The organism is Pseudomonas sp. Y5-11, from assembly GCF_022368695.1.
GTDB classification, from domain to species: Bacteria; Pseudomonadota; Gammaproteobacteria; order Pseudomonadales; family Pseudomonadaceae; genus Aquipseudomonas; species Aquipseudomonas parakoreensis.
On sequence record NZ_CP058974.1, the window covers coordinates 3322603 to 3339803 of the forward strand.

General features: G+C 61.2%; 17 protein-coding genes. 8 read left to right on the plus strand and 9 right to left on the minus strand.

Annotation, left to right across the window (positions count from 1 at the left end; translation table 11 throughout):
• Positions 1-504 (plus strand): LysR substrate-binding domain-containing protein (locus HXW87_RS14780; RefSeq protein WP_239776436.1); only part of this gene is annotated, 504 nt, incomplete at its 5' end.
• On the opposite strand, the gene HXW87_RS14785 is transcribed toward HXW87_RS14780, so the two are convergent.
• Complete coding sequence (locus tag HXW87_RS14785) at positions 494-1261, minus strand: substrate-binding domain-containing protein (RefSeq protein WP_239776437.1); 768 nt, start codon at positions 1259-1261, stop codon at positions 494-496. The two genes, HXW87_RS14780 and HXW87_RS14785, sit on opposite strands and share 11 nt — an antisense overlap.
• Before the next feature lie 11 nt (positions 1262-1272).
• Complete coding sequence (locus tag HXW87_RS14790) at positions 1273-2565, minus strand: MFS transporter (RefSeq protein ID WP_239776438.1); 1293 nt, start codon at positions 2563-2565, stop codon at positions 1273-1275.
• Between the two features lie 425 nt (positions 2566-2990).
• On the opposite strand from HXW87_RS14790, the gene HXW87_RS14795 reads away from it, so the two are divergent.
• The gene (locus HXW87_RS14795; RefSeq protein WP_027613230.1) at positions 2991-3299 is read left to right on the plus strand and encodes an RcnB family protein; all 309 of its coding nucleotides are present in this window, start codon (positions 2991-2993) and stop codon (positions 3297-3299) included.
• Positions 3300-3309: 10 nt separating this feature from the next.
• On the opposite strand, the gene HXW87_RS14800 is transcribed toward HXW87_RS14795, so the two are convergent.
• Complete coding sequence (locus HXW87_RS14800; protein WP_095668920.1) at positions 3310-4389, minus strand: sensor domain-containing diguanylate cyclase; 1080 nt, start codon at positions 4387-4389, stop codon at positions 3310-3312.
• Positions 4390-4552: 163 nt separating this feature from the next.
• Between HXW87_RS14800 and HXW87_RS14805 the strand changes: the two genes are divergently transcribed.
• From HXW87_RS14805 to dmeF, 3 genes are all read left to right on the plus strand, one after another.
• Positions 4553-4891 (plus strand): FKBP-type peptidyl-prolyl cis-trans isomerase, encoded by a 339-nt coding sequence (locus HXW87_RS14805; RefSeq protein ID WP_041073359.1) that lies wholly within the window; start codon positions 4553-4555, stop codon positions 4889-4891.
• 496 nt (positions 4892-5387) lie between these two features.
• Entirely contained in the window at positions 5388-5663 is a 276-nt protein-coding gene (locus HXW87_RS14810) for a metal/formaldehyde-sensitive transcriptional repressor (protein ID WP_182404307.1), read from the plus strand.
• 12 nt (positions 5664-5675) lie between these two features.
• Complete coding sequence (gene dmeF, locus HXW87_RS14815) at positions 5676-6605, plus strand: CDF family Co(II)/Ni(II) efflux transporter DmeF (protein ID WP_131671310.1); 930 nt, start codon at positions 5676-5678, stop codon at positions 6603-6605.
• On the opposite strand, the gene HXW87_RS14820 is transcribed toward dmeF, so the two are convergent.
• Positions 6602-7705, minus strand: coding sequence for a cytochrome P450 (locus tag HXW87_RS14820; protein WP_239776439.1), 1104 nt, complete (start codon positions 7703-7705; stop codon positions 6602-6604). The genes dmeF and HXW87_RS14820 overlap by 4 nt on opposite strands.
• A 78-nt stretch (positions 7706-7783) precedes the next feature.
• Here HXW87_RS14820 and HXW87_RS14825 point away from each other — a divergent pair, with 78 nt between their 5' ends.
• From HXW87_RS14825 to HXW87_RS14835, 3 genes are all read left to right on the plus strand, one after another.
• Positions 7784-8542: a metalloregulator ArsR/SmtB family transcription factor gene (locus tag HXW87_RS14825; RefSeq protein ID WP_239776440.1), complete on the plus strand. Its 759-nt coding sequence runs from the start codon at positions 7784-7786 to the stop codon at positions 8540-8542.
• Positions 8543-8665: 123 nt separating this feature from the next.
• Complete coding sequence (locus tag HXW87_RS14830) at positions 8666-9886, plus strand: putative DNA modification/repair radical SAM protein (protein ID WP_239776441.1); 1221 nt, start codon at positions 8666-8668, stop codon at positions 9884-9886.
• Positions 9883-10704, plus strand: coding sequence for a TIGR03915 family putative DNA repair protein (locus HXW87_RS14835; protein ID WP_239776442.1), 822 nt, complete (start codon positions 9883-9885; stop codon positions 10702-10704). The genes HXW87_RS14830 and HXW87_RS14835 overlap by 4 nt, the downstream gene beginning before the upstream one ends.
• Positions 10705-10849: 145 nt before the next feature.
• On the opposite strand, the gene HXW87_RS14840 is transcribed toward HXW87_RS14835, so the two are convergent.
• The 5 genes from HXW87_RS14840 to HXW87_RS14860 all read right to left on the minus strand — a co-directional run bounded on the left by HXW87_RS14840 (position 10850) and on the right by HXW87_RS14860 (position 17065).
• Positions 10850-11869 (minus strand): branched-chain amino acid aminotransferase, encoded by a 1020-nt coding sequence (locus tag HXW87_RS14840; protein WP_239776443.1) that lies wholly within the window; start codon positions 11867-11869, stop codon positions 10850-10852.
• 241 nt (positions 11870-12110) lie between these two features.
• Entirely contained in the window at positions 12111-13484 is a 1374-nt protein-coding gene (gene lpdA / locus HXW87_RS14845; protein WP_239776444.1) for a dihydrolipoyl dehydrogenase, read from the minus strand.
• Between the two features lie 4 nt (positions 13485-13488).
• Complete coding sequence (locus HXW87_RS14850) at positions 13489-14769, minus strand: dihydrolipoamide acetyltransferase family protein (protein WP_239776445.1); 1281 nt, start codon at positions 14767-14769, stop codon at positions 13489-13491.
• On the minus strand, positions 14770-15828 hold the full coding sequence (locus HXW87_RS14855) for an alpha-ketoacid dehydrogenase subunit beta (RefSeq protein ID WP_041073339.1): 1059 nt from the start codon (positions 15826-15828) through the stop codon (positions 14770-14772).
• 1 nt (position 15829) lies between these two features.
• The gene (locus HXW87_RS14860; RefSeq protein WP_041073337.1) at positions 15830-17065 is read right to left on the minus strand and encodes a 3-methyl-2-oxobutanoate dehydrogenase (2-methylpropanoyl-transferring) subunit alpha; all 1236 of its coding nucleotides are present in this window, start codon (positions 17063-17065) and stop codon (positions 15830-15832) included.
• Positions 17066-17201: the final 136 nt, after the last annotated feature.

Here is a 17201-nt window from a genome sequence, read left to right on the forward strand (position 1 = left end):
AGTGCGGTGGTCAATGGCGAGGCGGATTTCGGTTTGAGCTTCATCGGCACACAGGATGCCAAAGTCGATTTCGAACCGCTTGTGCAGGAGTGCTACGTTGTCGCCTGTCGCCGTGATCATCCGTTGGCCGGGCGCAGCAGCGTGAGTTGGGACGAGTTCTATCAGCAGGATTACATCTCGCTGGACAAGACGTCCGGCAACCGGTTTCTGCTCGATCAGGCCTTGAGCCGAGTGGTGCCGCAACGCCAGAGCATCTGCGAGACGCGGCATGTGACGACGATGATTGGTCTGGTGGAAGCGGGGCTTGGCGTGGCGGCGGTGCCGCTGATGGCGATGCCCGGGCCGGATCATCCGATCCTGACCCGGATGCCGCTGACCGATCCGCAAGTGATGCGCAGTGTCGGCATCATCAAGCGCCGGGGTCGCACGTTGACCCCGGCAGCACTGGAGTTGGAACGGCTGGTGGTGGAAATGAAAGTCCAGCCGCCGACGCTCAGCGCTTGACCGAATCCAGCCCGGTGGCCTGTACGTCAGCCTGAGCGGCAGGCGCGGCGAGGTAGTCGAGCAGGGCCTTGGCCTCTTTTGGATGCTGCGCACCGACCGGGATGCCGGCGGCAAAACGCGTCACCGACTGCACCGATTCCGGAATCTTGCCGACAAAACTGACCCCCGGCACCGGCAGCAATTCGCTGACCTGCTGGAAGCCCAGTTGATAATCGCCGGTGGCAACCACTGAACCGACCGGGACTTTCGGGACCATCTTCGCTTTCGGTTTCAGCTGCTCCTCGATACCGAGTTTGTTGAACAACTCCTTCTCGATGTACACGCCGCTGGCACTGTCGGAGTACGCCACCGATGTTGCGTCGAGCAGGGTTTTCTTCAGGCTTTCGACGCTGCTGATGTCCGGCTTCGGCGCGCCCTCACGCACCACCAGACCGATCCGCGAATCCGCCAGTTCGACCCGCGAGGCCGGGTCGACCTTGCCTTGTTTGATCAGATCATCAAGGGCATAGCCGACCATGATCACCACGTCGGCGTGTTCGCCACGGGCGAGGCGGTTGGGGATCGCTTCCGGCGCCTTGCCCATCGACGGGCCGAGCTGGGTGTCGAGGGTGTTGCCGGTGGCCGCCGCGAATTTCGGGCCGAGGATTTTGTAGGCGGCGGTGAAACCGCCCGACGTCATCACGTTCAGCTGTTCAGCATGGGCCAGGGCGCTGAACGCGAAGAGGGCGATGGCGGTGAAATTGATCAGTTTTTTCAAGGTGTTGCTCCTTATGCGGCAACCGGTTGCAGACGGCCGCCTGCGCGGCGATAGAGGTACAACGTGGCGCCCAACGCGCACAGTGCGCCGACGCTCATCCAGTAACCCGGCGCGGCCTTGTCGCCGGTGTACTGGATCAGGAAGGTCGACATCGCCGGGGTGAAACCACCGAAAATCGCGGTCGCCAGACTGTAGGCGAGGGAGAAGCCGGCCACCCGCACTTCCACCGGCATGATCTCGGTCAGCGCCGGAATCATTGCGCCGTTGTACATGCCGTAGATGAACGACAGCCACAACAGCGACAGCAACATGTGGCTGAAGCTTGGTGCCTGCACCAGGTACGACAGCGCCGGATAAGTGGTGGCCAGCGCCAGTAGCGACATCGCAATCAACACCGGACGCCGGCCGATGCGGTCGGACAACATGCCGCCAATCGGCAGCCAGAAGAAGTTCGACACGCCCACCAGCAAAGTCACCAGCAACGCATCGGAGGTGCTCAGGTGCAGCACGGTTTTGCCGAAGGTCGGCGCGTACACGGTGATCAGGTAGAACGCGGTGGTGGTCAACGCGACCATCAACATGCCACCGAGTACCACGCCCCAGTTCTGGCCGAGGGTGCGGAACACTTCCTTCATGCTCGGGCGGTGTTTGCGTGCGGCGAATTCTTCGGTTTCCGCCAGGTTACGGCGCAGCAGGAAGATGAACGGCACGATCAGGCAGCCGACGAAAAACGGAATCCGCCAGCCCCAATCGGCCACCACGCTCGGCGCCATCCACGCGTTCAGCGCATAGCCCAATGCTGCCGCGACGATGATCGCGACCTGCTGACTGGCTGACTGCCAAGCGGTGAAAAAGCCTTTGCGGCCCGGTGTGGCGATTTCCGACAAGTACACCGAAACACCACCCAGTTCCGCACCGGCGGAGAAACCCTGCAACAGCCGTCCGACCAACACCAGCGCTGGCGCAAATAGACCAATGGTCTCGTATCCGGGCACCAGCACAATCAGGATCGTGCCGCTGGCCATGATCGACAGGGTGACGATCAGCCCCTTGCGACGACCGACGTCGTCGATATAGGCGCCAAGCACAATAGCGCCCAGCGGACGCATCAGAAAGCCTGCGCCGAATACGGCAAAGGTCATCATCAGGGAAGCGAACTCACTGCTCGCCGGGAAGAACACCGCCGCGATCTGCGTGGCGTAGAAGCCGAACAGAAAGAAGTCGAACTGTTCGAGGAAGTTGCCCGAGGTTACCCGGAAAATGGCGCCGGCCCGCGAGCCGCCGTGTGGGATTGAGGCTGTCATAGAAAAAATCTCCACCGCTTTTATGACGTGCGCGACGTGGAAGCGGCGCACGGTTGTTATTGCGGCGGATGGTCGCGCAGCTGTAACAGGATGTTAATTGCATTGTTGGCATGGATTGATGTGCAAAGTGGATCAATCCTGAAAACACCGTCTAACCTGTGGGAGCGAGCTTGCTCGCGAAAGCGGTGGTTCAGGCGGAAAAGTGTTGAATGTGCCGGCCTCTTCGCGAGCAAGCTCGCTCCCACAGTTTTGCGGGGCGATCACACATCCTGTTTCATCAGCGGACCTTGTGGGAGCTGAATTGCCAGCGATGACGTTCTGCCTGCCAACGACAAATCCCCAGCCAGCTCAGGCAAAAAACAAGGAATGATTCCAGTCCTCCGCAGTCGGAGTTCAGGTATCACACATCTGAAGGAGGTTCACCGATGAACAGCAAAACCCTAATCGCCAGTCTGGCCCTCGTCGCCGGCATTGCCGGGATCAGCCCACTTGTTCAAGCGGCGCAAACCTCAAGCGAACCCACCGTCCAGTCGCCGACCAGCGACCGTGAATTGAAGGTCAACGACCGCGCTCCAGACATTTATCAGCGCAGCGACAAAGCATTGAAAAACTGGAAACAGAAAGGCTTGAAAGCACCGGTTGACCAGGCGCAGTGGGTGCAGATCAACGACAAGTACGTGATGGTCATGATCACCAACGGCACCATTGTCGAGATGCAGCCTGTCGAGCGTTAAGTTCCCGGACTTAAAGGCCCTGGGCGTGCAACCGCGCAGGGCTCTCGCCCCCCAACCGATACTGATTATTCCCACTGCGCTTGGCCTCATACATCGCCAGGTCGGCAATGTGCAGCAGTCGGTCCATGGTCGGCGCATGGTCGGGAAATACCGCGACGCCAAGGCTGGTGCCGATGTGGCGCTGGTCGTTGCCGATGCTGATCGGCGGCGACAGTTCGATGAAAATCTTCTGACAGATGCTGCGGGCTTCCTCCTGCAGGTTGAGGCTCGGGGCCAGGCCTTGCAGGATCACCACGAATTCGTCGCCGCCAATCCGCGCGACGGTGTCGGTGGCGCGCAGGATGCGTTTCAGACGCGTCGCAGTGGTGATCAGCACGCGGTCGCCGGCGGCGTGACCGTAATGGTCGTTGATCGCCTTGAAACCATTGAGATCGATAAACACCAGTGCCACGCGGGTCAGGCTGCGGCGCGCCTGTTCCAGTGCTTCGGATAAACGCTCTTCAAGCACCAGACGATTGGGCAAACCGGTCAACGGGTCGAAGTGGGCGAGGTGCTGAAGGTAACTCGCCGAGGCTTTTTCCTCAGTGATGTCGCGCACCACACCCATCATCTTGATCACCGCATCGTGGTCGTTGCGCACCACATTGCCGGTTTCCCGCAGCCAGCGAATCGTGCCGTCGGGCCAGACCACGCGGTATTCCTCGTCATGGTTTTCACCGGTCTCCAGACAACGCAATTCACCCTCGCGCACTCTGACGCGGTCGTCCGGGTGCACACAGGCGCAGAACAGCGCATAAGACGGGGTGATTTCGCCGATCTTGAACCCGAACATGCCGTAGATCGCGTCCGACCAATACAGCCGGTCGGTGTCGACTTCCCAATCCCAAGTGCCGATGCGGGCAAAGTACTGGCTGCGTTTGAAACGCTCGGCGTCACCGTCCTGGTGGATGTTCTGGCGTTCGGCGGCGCGGGTCAGCAGCTCGCGGTATTCGTCCAGTTGCTTGCGCAAGCCGCGCTCGCGCCAGATCAGGACGACGATCAATCCAAGCATGACAACGCCAAGGGCAAGGCTGATCCAGAGGTCAGTCATTCGGGAACTGCCAGCATGAACAATCGATCCGTGAAGTAATGGCGGTTGGCTATCTTAATGGGTTGGCAGTCACTTCGGATACAGCGCCAATCTTCGTTAATGAGTTGCGAACAGCCGACATTTCTGGGAAAACGGCGGCCAGCTGAACAATAGAGTGAATGGCATGAATGATGAACTGCAGGTAATCGATCTCCAGGTGGGCGAGGGCAAGGCTGCCGTCAAAGGTGCACTGATCACCACCCACTACACTGGCTGGCTGGAAGACGGCAGCGAATTCGACTCTTCCCACAGCCGAGGCAAACCTTTCCAGTGCGTGATTGGCACGGGCCGGGTGATCAAGGGCTGGGATCAGGGGCTGATGGGCATGCAGGTCGGCGGCAAGCGCAAACTGCTGGTGCCGGCGCATCTGGGGTACGGCGAACGAACGATGGGCAAGATTCCGCCGAATTCGAATCTGGTGTTTGAGATTGAGTTGCTGGAGGTTTTGACGCGGGAGGATTGAGGCGGGCAACCGCCGATCAATCAATTTCCATGTAACCTGTGGCGAGGGGATTTATCCCCGATGGACTGCGCAGCAGGCCTTCTTGAGGTATCGCTTGGCGATCCCCCTCGTCACGGTTACTCAGGTCACCATTGCCATCGCGTTCTGCGCCCGGTGCCGATCCCGCTCATTGAGGCCCATGGCGACTTATGCGACGACGACGTGGGCATCTGTTTTATTGGTCATGTGAAATTCTCCTTTGCGCCGTTTTCCTTGTGGCGAGGTAGCTTGCTCCCGCTGGGTTGCGAAGCGACCCCAAGATCCATCGATCCGGATCGGATCCGGATTTCGACTGCCGTGCAACTAGCAGGTCCACCGCTTTCGCGAGCAGGCTCACTCCCACAGGGGGAGTGAAGTCGCTTTCCGCATCCCGTTCATCCCTTGAATGCTCACCGAACTTGCGATTGCCCAAGCCATCGGCGACTATGCGCGCCATATAGGGGTAGGGGGTATAGGTATGTCGCACATTCACGAACACAAAGACGAGTTGCTCAACCGCGTGCGGCGGATTGCCGGGCAGGTGCAGGCGGTGGAGAAAGCGCTGGAAGGCGATGCCGATTGCGCCAAGACCTTGCACCTGGTGGCGGCGATTCGCGGGGCGGTCAACGGTTTGATGGAGCAGTTCATTGAGGCTCACACCCGTGAGCACGTGGCGCATCCCGACCTCACCGACGAACAGCGTGCCGAAGGCGCCGAAGATCTGTTGCAAGCCATCCGCCGTTATTCCAAATAGAGCATCCGCCTCATGAGCCTGACCCCAAGCGCTGAGCGTTTCAGCCACGATCACCAGTTTCTCGGCGCATCTCACGACGAAAACGCCCGCCGCACTTTGTGGGTGGTGGCGCTGACGTTGGTGATGATGATCGGCGAGATTGCCGCCGGCTACATCACCGGCTCCATGGCCCTGCTGGCCGACGGTTTCCACATGGCGACCCATGCCGGCGCGTTGGGTATCGCCGCGGCAGCCTATGGTTTTGCCCGGCGTAATGCCAACAACCGCCGCTACAGTTTCGGCACCGGCAAAGTCGGCGATCTGGCCGGATTCGCTTCGGCGATGGTGCTGGGGCTGGTGTCGCTGGGCATTGCCGGCGAGTCGATTTTTCGTTTGTTCGAACCGACCACCGTGGCGTTTGGCGAAGCGACTGTCATTGCGATTGTCGGCTTGGGCGTAAACGTCCTCAGCGCCTTCCTGTTGATGGGCCATCACGGCCATGACCACGGCCATCAGCATGACCACGGTCATGATCATCATCACCATCACGACAACAATCTGCGCTCGGCCTACGTCCATGTGCTGGCCGATGCCCTGACCTCGGTGCTGGCGATTGCCGCGTTGCTGGCCGGGCGCTATCTCGGTTGGGTATGGCTGGACCCGGCGATGGGGATTGTCGGTTCGATTGTCATCGCGAAATGGGCGTACAACCTGATGCGCGACAGCGCCGCGGTGCTGCTCGACACCACCGACGAACCGGTGGCAGCGGAGATCCGCGAGTTGCTGGAAACCTCCGACGATGTGCGCATCAGCGATCTGCATGTCTGGCAGGTCGGCCCGCAGGCGCGGGCGGCGATTGTCAGTGTGGTCGCGGCGGCGGGCGTGACGGCGGAGGCGATTCGCGAGCGGCTGGCGCCAGTGCATGAGCTGTCGCACCTGACCATCGAGTTGCGCAGCGCTTAAGGCTGCACTGCGCTGAACAGTGGAATCCGCCCATTGAGCGATGGGCGGTAATGCCACGTCAGTTGTTGCAGATTCACGCCCTGATCAAGGATTTCTCTGACAGTCGCAGCGGCAATGCTCAGCGCCAGCGTCTGCCCTGGACACTGATGCCGGCCGCTGCCAAAGCTGAAACTGCGCCGGTCAGGACGATCCAGCAGAAACCGCTCGGGCTCTGCATTTAACAAAGGATCGCGGTTGGCCGAGGCCAGCAGCACCAGAATCACCTCGCCAGCCTCGAGCCGCACGCCATCGATCTCGCAAGTCTGTGCGACAAAGCGCCGAGTGTTCTGCACCGGCGGATCAAAGCGCTGAACTTCAGCCAACAGTGCGTCCACAGAGGCATCGCGCAACTCAGGTTCACGCCGTAACGCAATCAGTGCATTGCCGATCAGCCCGGCTGTCGCCTCAAATGTCTGCGAGCAGAGTCCGATCAGGTTGGCGATCAGGGTTTCTTTGTCCCCCGCGAATCGCTGCTCGATCGCCTGGAGCAAATCGCTGTTGGCTTCAGCCAGCAACTCGATGAAGTAACCGCGCAATTGCTCAGCCGCCGCATGCGCCGCCGCCAGTTGCAGGTCATTGCTCAGCGGCGACAGGCAGGCGACGAAATCCGCCGTCAGCTCACTGATCGCCCGACCTTGCGTCGGGGTGAAGCCGAGCAGCGTCGCGACCACACACACCGGGCCGCGAAACATCGCCTTATATAAGCCGTCCGCGTCCGCTGTCATCAGCCGTGCTGCCACCAATGCGCGTACCTGATCGTCATCGATCAACTGCAGCGCCGGTTCCACCGCAGAGCGTGGGCAGCGCTGACGCTCGCCATCGTTCATCCGCATCAACTGTCCAAACACCTTGCCAGCCAGCCCCGAGGCAATCGCCTTGGGCACCGGTTCCTGCGACGGTCGCACCCGACAATCGGCATGCGTCAGCACCGCACGCACCGCTCGGGCGCTGCTGGCGACCCACAGTTTCAAGCCATGATCAAAGGTCAGTCCGCCCTCGGCGCGCAGTTTGGCGTAGTAAGGGTAGGGATCGGCATGCGTCGCAGCGATGATCGGGTCCATGGTGAACAGCCTTGTCGTCGGGAAAGTGATGCGAGTATCTTCAGTTCGCAGCGAGGACGATTCGTCGGGGAGCGAAATATGCACGCAGAACATCAAGACATCGGCGTTTCGCAGGTAGCGGCTGCCATCGCCGAACCGGCACGCACCAAAATCCTCTGCTCGCTGATGGACGGCCACGCCCGCACCAGCACTGAATTGGCCGCCGTTGCCGAGGTCAGTGCCTCCACTGCCAGCGCGCACTTGGCCAAACTCAAGGAGCTGTCGCTGGTGCGCTTGCACGTGCAGGGCCGCCATCGTTATTACAGCCTTGCCGATCAACGGGTGGCGCAGGCGCTGGAAGCGTTGATGGTGATCGGCCAGAACGCCGTGCCGAGCTTCAAGCCGCACACTCCAGATCGTCTGCAATTCGCGCGCACCTGCTATGACCATATGGCTGGCACGCTGGCGGTGTTGCTGCATGACCGTTTGCTCGCGGCGGGATGGCTGGTGGAAACCGACGAGCGGGCTTATCGCTTGAGCGAGAGTGGCAAGGCGCTGTTCGAGGGCTTGGGGATAGAGGTGCAGGACTTGAGTACCTTGCGCCGCAAGTTCGCTTGCCCGTGCCTGGACTGGAGCATGCGTCGGCCGCATCTGGGCGGTTCGTTGGGCGCGGCGTTGTTGCAGATGGCGTTGAAACGCAAGTGGGTGACGCAGGATCTTGACAGTCGGGCGTTGGCACTGACCGTGGCGGGGCGCAAGGCAATGGGTACGCGGTTTGGTCTTGAGTTGCCGTTAGACGCGAAGGTCAAAAGATCGCAGCCTGCGGCAGCTCCTACAGTAATCGCGTACACCCGATAATTCTCGGCCCTGCCCAGTCCCTGTAGGAGCTGCCGAAGGCTGCGATCTTTTGATCCGGTTTTGCACCTTGTGCCAATCCAACAGACTCGATACTGTACGCATAACCAGTACAGGGTCTTCGCCATGCAAATCATCGACAAGCTCAGCATTCTCGCCGACGCCGCCAAGTACGACGCCTCCTGCGCCAGCAGCGGTGCGCCCAAGCGCAGCTCCGAGGGCAAGAGCGGGTTGGGTGCGACCGACGGCATGGGCATCTGCCACAGCTACACGCCGGACGGTCGTTGCGTGTCGTTGCTGAAAATCCTCCTGACCAACTTCTGTCTCTACGACTGCCAATATTGCGTCAACCGCCGCTCCAGCGATGTGCCGCGCGCACGCTTCACCCCCGAGGAAGTGGTGACGCTGACCCTGGATTTCTACCGGCGCAACTGTGTCAGCGGGCTGTTTCTCAGTTCCGGGATCATCCGCTCGGCGGACTACACCATGGAACAACTGGTACGCGTGGCGAAGCTGTTGCGCGAACAGCATGAGTTTCGCGGCTACATTCACCTCAAGACCATTCCCGAGGCCGATCCGGCATTGATCGAGAAGGCCGGGCGTTATGCCGATCGCCTCAGCGTCAATATCGAATTGCCCACCGATGCCAGCCTGCAAACCTTGGCGCCGGAGAAGCAGATCGGTTCGATCAAGCAGGCGATGAGCACCATTTACACCGGCGTGCAAACGGTGCTCAACGAACCGCGTTCGGCGAAATTCGCTCCCGCCGGGCAGAGCACGCAAATGATCGTCGGCGCCGATGACACCGACGACAGCACGATCCTGCACAGCGCTCAGTCGCTGTATGGCAACTACCGCTTGCGCCGCGTCTACTACTCGGCCTTCAGTCCGATTCCCGACAGCCCGAAAAGCGTGCCGCTGGCCGCGCCACCGCTGATGCGCGAACACCGTCTGTATCAGGCCGATTTCCTCTTGCGCAGCTACGGCTACAACGCTGATGAGTTGCTCAAGGGCCCGGGTAATCTGGCGCTGGACATCGACCCCAAACTGGCCTGGGCGCTGCAGAATCGCGAAGTGTTTCCGCTGGACCTGAACCGCGCCGAGCCATCGCTGATCGCGCGCATCCCGGGCATTGGCCTGCGTACCACCGAGCGTCTGGTGCAATTGCGCCAGCAACGGCGCATTCGCTACGAAGACGTGGCGCGCATGCGCTGTGTGCTTGCCAAGGCCAAGCCATTCATCATCACCTGCGACTACCACCCGCAGCAGGCTGAAGTCACCAGCCACATGCTCTATCAGCAACTGCGCGACCGGCCGCAGCCGCAACAGATGGGATTGTGGGGATGATCAATCTCGATTGCGATGACCTGTTCGACACCTGGCGTCAGCAGGCGCGCTGGCTGCTCAGCCATGAAGTCGACCCGAGTCTGGTGAGTTGGGCGTCGGAAGGGGTGAGCGATCTGTTTGCCAGTGACGTACATGTGCCGGAGGGGCAGGGACCGTTTCAGGCGCGCATCCCCCGTGCACTGCTTGATACCCTGGAGCAAGCCGCACGCTACCGGGGCGAACAGCGCTGGAGTCTGTTGTATGAAGTGCTGTGGCGGGTCAGCCACGGCGACCGCACGGCGATGATGGCCGGCGATAAACTCGGCAGCGAGTTGCAGCGGCGCATCAAGCAGGTACAGCGGGAAGCCCACCATTTGCATGCGTTCGTGCGCTTCATCGAACGCCCGCAGGATCAGCCGGGCCCGCAATACGTCGCATGGCACGAGCCGGCCCACGACATCCTGCACAGCGCCAGCGAGCATTTCATCGGGCGCATGGGCCGGCATCGCTGGTTGATCGCCACGCCGCGTGACGGGGTTTATTACGATGGCGAGCAATTGATCCATCAACGCCAATGCCCGCTGGAATGGCAGCAACTGGCGCAGAACGTCGATGACCCGCACGGCGAGTTGTGGCTGACGTACTACAGCCACATCTTCAACCCGGCGCGGTTGAACGAGAAGGTCATGCAAGGGCACTTGCCGGTGCGTTTCTGGAAGAATCTGCCGGAAGGGGAGTTGATTCCCGGATTGATTACCCAGGCGCGCACGGGCAAGCAACAGAATGGTCAGGCCAGCGGGATCGCCGCGCGAGGCGGCAAACGGATTGCGCTGAAATAGAAAATCAAAAGATCGCAGCCTGCGGCAGCTCCTACAGGAGATCTGTGTAGGAGCTGCCGCAGGCTGCGATCTTTTGATCTTGCTTCCAATAAAAAGCCCCCCATCGATCACTCGATGAGGGGCTTTTGTGCAACTGGCCGTCAGATCAAACCTTGACGATCCAGCCCGCTGGCGCTTCGATGTCGCCGGTCTGCACGCCAGTCAGCTCTTTGTAGAGCTTCTGGGTGACCGGACCGACTTCGGATTCGCTGTGGAACACGTGCAGGTGGTCGTTGTAGCTGATGCCGCCGATCGGGGTGATCACCGCAGCGGTACCGCAGGCGCCGGCTTCCTTGAAGTCCGACAGCTTGTCGATCAGCACGTCGCCTTCCACCACTTCCAGGCCCAGACGGGTTTTCGCCAGTTCGATCAGCGACAGGCGGGTGATGCCTGGCAGTACGGAAGGCGAGTTCGGGGTGACGAACTTGTTGTCGTGGGTGATCCCGAAGAAGTTGGCCGAACCGACTTCCTCGATTTTCTTGTGGGTCAGCGGATCCAGGTAGATGGCGTCAGCGAAGTGCGCCTTCTTGGCTTGGGAGCCCGGCATCAGGCTGGCGGCGTAGTTGCCACCGACCTTGGCCGCACCGGTGCCTTGTGGGGCAGCGCGGTCGAAGCTGGAGATCTGGAAATTGTGCGGGGTCAGGCCGCCCTTGAAATAGGCGCCGACCGGGATCGCGAACACCGAGAAGATGAACTCTGGCGCGGTGCGCACGCCGATGTTGTCACCCACGCCGATCACGAACGGACGCAGGTACAGCGCGCCGCCGGTGCCGTATGGCGGGATGAAGCGCTCGTTGGCGCGAACCACTTCTTTGCACGCTTCGATGAACTGCTCGGTCGATACGTGCGGCATCAGCAGGCGGGCGCAGCTGCGCTGCATGCGCGCGGCGTTCTGGTCGGGACGGAACAGGTTGATCGAGCCGTCCTTGCAACGATAAGCCTTCAGGCCTTCGAAGCACTGCTGGCCATAGTGAAGGGCCGTCGAGCCTTCGCTGATGTGCAGCACGTTGTCTTCGGTCAGGGTGCCTTTGTCCCACTCGCCATTGCGAAAGTACGACAGATAGCGTTTGTCGGTCTTGATGTAGTCAAAACCCAGCTTGTCCCAATTGATGCTTTCGTTACCCATGACACCCTCTATCACTGAACAACCGTCGAAACGGTTCAAGGCTTCTGACGTTTTTTTGGATGGGCACAACAATACTTCATTCTGGAGCGGTTTCGCAGCCCGGACGATGGGGGAAAAAACAGATTTATTAGCCTGCTTATGAAAAATCCTTGTCCATCGCTGAAAAGATCGCAGCCTGCGGCAGCTCCTACAGAATCGGCAACCCCCGTAGGAGCTGCCGCAGGCTGCGATCTTTTGATCTTTAAAGGTGCAACGCATGCCCCAAAGCCCGCAACGCCGCTTCCTGCACCGCTTCACCCAGGGTCGGATGCGCATGGATGGTGCCGCCGATGTCCTCCAGGCGCGCGCCCATTTCCAGGCTTTGCGCAAACGCGGTCGACAATTCGGAAACACCTGCTCCGACCGCCTGCCAGCCGACAATCACATGATTGTCGCGACGCGCGACTACGCGCACGAAGCCGCTTTTCGATTCCAGGGTCATCGCCCGGCCATTGGCGGCGAACGGGAAGCTGGAAACGATGCAGTCCAGCCCGGCAGCCTTGGCCTCGTCCGGGGTCTGGCCGACCACCACCAGTTCCGGGTCGGTGAAGCACACGGCGGCAATGGCGGTCGGATTGAATTCGCGGTGCTTGCCGCTGATCAGTTCGGCAACCATTTCGCCCTGGGCCATGGCGCGGTGCGCGAGCATCGGTTCGCCGCTCAGGTCGCCGATGGCGTAGACGTTGCGCATGCTGGTCTGGCAGCGGTTGTCGATCTGGATCGCCGAGCCGTTCATGTCCAGATTCAGCGCTTCGAGGTTCCAGCCCTGCGTATTCGGCTTGCGACCGACGGCCACCAGCACCTGATCGGTTTCCAGATTGAGGGTGTCGCCGTTCGGGTCACGCACCTGCAGAGTGCCGTCGAAACCCAGCACGCTGTGCTTGAGATAGAGCTTCACGCCCAGTTGCTTCAGCGCTTCGTGCACCGGTTGCGTCAGCTCGGCGTCATAGGCCGGCAGGATGCGATCCTGCGCCTCGACCACGCTGACTTCGGCGCCGAGCTTGCGGTAAGCAATGCCCAGCTCCAGACCGATGTAACCGCCGCCGACCACCACCAGACGTTTGGGTACCGCTTTCGGTGCCAGCGCTTCGGTGGAGGAGATGATCGGCCCGCCAATCGGCAAAATCGGCAGGTTGACGCTGGTCGAACCGGTGGCCAGCACCAGATGTTCGCACTGGATCCGCGTGTCGCCGACTTCCACGGTTTTGCCGTCGATGACTTTGGCCCAGCCATGGATGACCTGGACCTTGTTCTTTTTCAGCAGCGCGGCGACGCCGGTGGTCAGGCGATCAACGATGCCGTCCTTCCACTCGACGCTTTTAGTGATGTCGAGGGTCGGCGCGGAAACGCTGATGCCCAGTGCCGAATGCTGGTTGTGGTGTTGAGTCTGGTGAAACTGCTCGGCGACATGAATCAGCGCTTTCGACGGAATGCAGCCGATGTTCAAGCAGGTGCCGCCGAGCGATTGGCCTTCGACCAGAATCGTCGAGATGCCCAGTTGCCCGGCGCGAATCGCCGTGACGTAGCCGCCGGGGCCGCCGCCAATGATCAGCAGCGTGGTGTTCAAGGTTTGCATGGCGTCACTCCACAAACAGGGTCGCGGGTTGTTCGAGCAGACCACGAATGGCCTGGATGAAGAGCGCCGCGTCCATGCCATCGACCACGCGGTGATCGAAGGAACTGGAGAGGTTCATCATCTTGCGGATCACCACTTGGCCTTTGACGACCATCGGCCGTTCGACGATTTTGTTCACGCCGACGATGGCCACTTCCGGCAGGTTCAGCACCGGCGTGCTGACGATGCCGCCAAGGGCGCCGAGGCTGGTCAGGGTGATGGTCGAGCCGGACAACTCGTCGCGGCTGGCCTTGCCATTGCGGGCGGCATTGGCCAGACGCGAGATTTCTGCGGCGCTGTCCCACAGGCTGCGCGCCTCGGCGTGACGCACCACCGGCACCATCAGGCCGACATCGCTTTGGGTGGCGACGCCGACATGCACCGCGCCAAGGCGGGTGATGACCTGGGCTTCGTCGTCGTAACGGGCGTTCATCTGCGGAAAGTCGCGCAGGGCCACGACCAGTGCGCGGACGAGGAACGGCAGTAGGGTCAACTTGCCCCGGCTGGCGCCGTGTTTCTCATTCAGATGCGCGCGCAGTTCTTCGATGGCGGTGACGTCGATTTCCTCGACGTAGCTGAAGTGCGCGGCACGCTGGGTGGCGTCCTGCATGCGTTGGGCGATCTTGCGGCGCATGCCGATCACCTGAATCTGTTCTTCGTCGTTGCGCTGGGCGTAAGCGGCGGCGAGCGGTGCCGAAGCGTTCGACTGCCCCTGCGCCAGGTAGGCTTCGAGGTCTTCGTGCAACACGCGACCGGCCGGGCCAGTGCCGCGGACCAGACGCAATTGAATGCCCAGATCCAGCGCATGTTTGCGCACGGCCGGCGAGGCCAGCGGACGTTCATCGGCTTCGCGGGCAACCATCGGGCCCTGGCACACTGGCGCCGGACGCGGTGCGGCAGCGGCGGCAGGTTTGCTTTCAACGACAGCTTCAACTTTGGGTGCGACTGGCGTTTCTTTCGCCGCAACAGGCGCCGGTTTGTCCGACTCCTTCAGATTGCCGGCACCTTCCACTTCGATGCTGATCAGCACACTGCCGACCGCCATCACTTCCCCCGGCTGACCGCCGAGGGCAATCACTTTGCCGTGGACCGGTGACGGAATATCGACCATTGCCTTGTCGGTCATCACGTCCGCCAGCACCTGGTCTTCAACGACCAGATCACCGACCTTGACGTGCCACTGCGACAGCTCTACTTCTGCGATGCCTTCGCCGATGTCCGGCATCTTGATAACGTGCGTGCCCATTCAGACCTCCATGACCCGTTTCAACGCCGCGCCCACTCGGGACGGCCCTGGGAAATACGCCCACTCTTGCGCGTGCGGGTAGGGCGTGTCCCAACCGGTGACGCGTTCGATCGGCGCTTCCAGGTGATGGAAGCAATGCTCTTGCACCAGCGCTACCAGCTCGGCGCCGAAACCGCAGGTGCGAGTGGCCTCGTGTACCACCACGCAACGCCCGGTTTTTTTCACCGATTTGACGATGGTGTCCAGGTCCAGCGGCCACAGGCTGCGCAAGTCGATGACTTCGGCATCCACGCCGGATTCTTCGGCAGCAACTTGCGAAACATACACGGTGGTGCCGTAGGTCAGCACGGTCACGTCCTTGCCTGGACGGGTGATCGCGGCGACGTCCAGCGGTACGGTGTAGTAACCGTCCGGCACCTGAGCTTGCGGGTGTTTCGACCACGGGGTTACCGGGCGGTCGTGGTGGCCGTCGAACGGGCCGTTGTACAGGCGTTTTGGCTCGAGGAAGATCACCGGGTCATCGTTTTCGATCGAGGCGATCAGCAGGCCCTTGGCGTCATACGGATTGGACGGCATCACGGTGCGCAGGCCGCAGACCTGAGTGAACATCGCCTCGATGCTCTGGCTGTGGGTCTGGCCGCCGTAGATGCCGCCGCCGCAGGGCATGCGCAGGGTCATCGGCGCGGTGAACTCGCCGGCCGAGCGATAACGCAGGCGCGCGGCTTCGGAAATGATCTGGTCAGACGCCGGGTACACGTAGTCGGCAAACTGGATTTCGGCCACCGGACGCAAGCCGTAGGCGCCCATGCCCACCGCCACACCGACGATGCCGCTTTCGGAGATCGGTGCGTCGAATACCCGCGAGGTGCCGTACTTGGTCTGCAGGCCTTCGGTGCAACGGAACACGCCGCCGAAGTAGCCGACGTCCTGCCCGAACACCACCACATTGTCGTCACGCTCAAGCATCACATCCATGGCCGAGCGCAGGGCCTGGATCATGGTCATGGTGGTCGTGGTCATGGCGGTTTCCAACTGAATATTGTTGTTGTGATCGTTCATGTCAGATCCCCAACTGCTGACGCTGGCGCTTCAAGTGCTCCGGCATCTCTTTGTAGACGTCTTCGAACATGGTCGCGGCGCTTGGAATCTGGCCGCCGGCGAGGGTGCCGTACTGTTCGGCCTGTTTCTGCGCGGCAATCACCTCGGCTTCGAGTTCGGCGCTGACGGCGGCGTGCTCTTCTTCCGACCAGTGGCCAACCTTGATCAGGTGCTGCTTCAGGCGGGCAATCGGGTCGCCCAGCGGGAAGTGGCTCCAGTCGTCAGCAGGACGGTATTTCGACGGATCGTCGGAAGTCGAGTGCGGGCCGGCGCGGTAGGTGACCCACTCGATCATGGTCGGGCCGAGGTTGCGCCGGGCGCGTTCAGCCGCCCAGGCGGAGGCGGCGTAGACTGCGTAGAAGTCGTTGCCATCGACGCGCAACGAGGCGATGCCGCAACCGACGCCGCGTCCGGCGAAAGTGGTGGCTTCACCTCCGGCGATGGCCTGGAAGGTCGAGATTGCCCATTGGTTGTTGACCACGTTGAGAATCACTGGCGCGCGGTAAACGTGGGCGAAGGTGAGGGCGGTGTGGAAGTCCGATTCGGCGGTGGCACCGTCACCGATCCACGCCGAGGCGATTTTGGTGTCGCCCTTGATTGCCGAGGCCATGCCCCAGCCGACGGCTTGAATGAACTGAGTGGCGAGGTTGCCGGAGATGGTGAAGAAGCCGGCGTCCTTGACCGAGTACATGATTGGCAACTGCCGGCCCTTGAGTGGATCGCGCTCGTTGGACAGCAGCTGGCAAATCAGGTCGACCAGCGGCACTTCGCGGGCCATCAGGATGCTTTGCTGGCGGTAGGTCGGGAAGCACATGTCGTCGATGTTCAAGGCCAGGGCCTGGGCGCTGCCGATGGCTTCTTCGCCAAGGCTTTGCATGTAGAACGACATTTTTTTCTGGCGCTGGGCGACCACCATGCGGTTGTCGTAGATCCGCGTCTTGAGCATGGCGCGCATGCCCTTGCGCAGGATGTCGACTGGCACATTTTCAGCCCAGGGACCGAGAGCGTTGCCCTGATCGTCGAGCACCCGAATCAGCCCACGCGCCAGGTCGGCGGTGTCGGCAGGTTCGACGTCAATGGAAGGTTTGCGCACTGTGCCGGCATCGGTCAGATGCAGGTAGGAGAAGTCGGTTTTGCAGCCTGGGCGGCCCGAGGGTTCAGGGACGTGCAGACGCAGCGGTTCATACGCTTGGGTCATGGCTTCTACGCTCGATCTTGTGAATTTCTTGTAGTGAGCTGGCAATCATTCTTGGGTGAAAGAAATCTTGTCCTACAACAATCATAGGCCCGGCCAAGAAGAATATTTCTCTCTGTTTCGTTGCGTTGGAGACGAT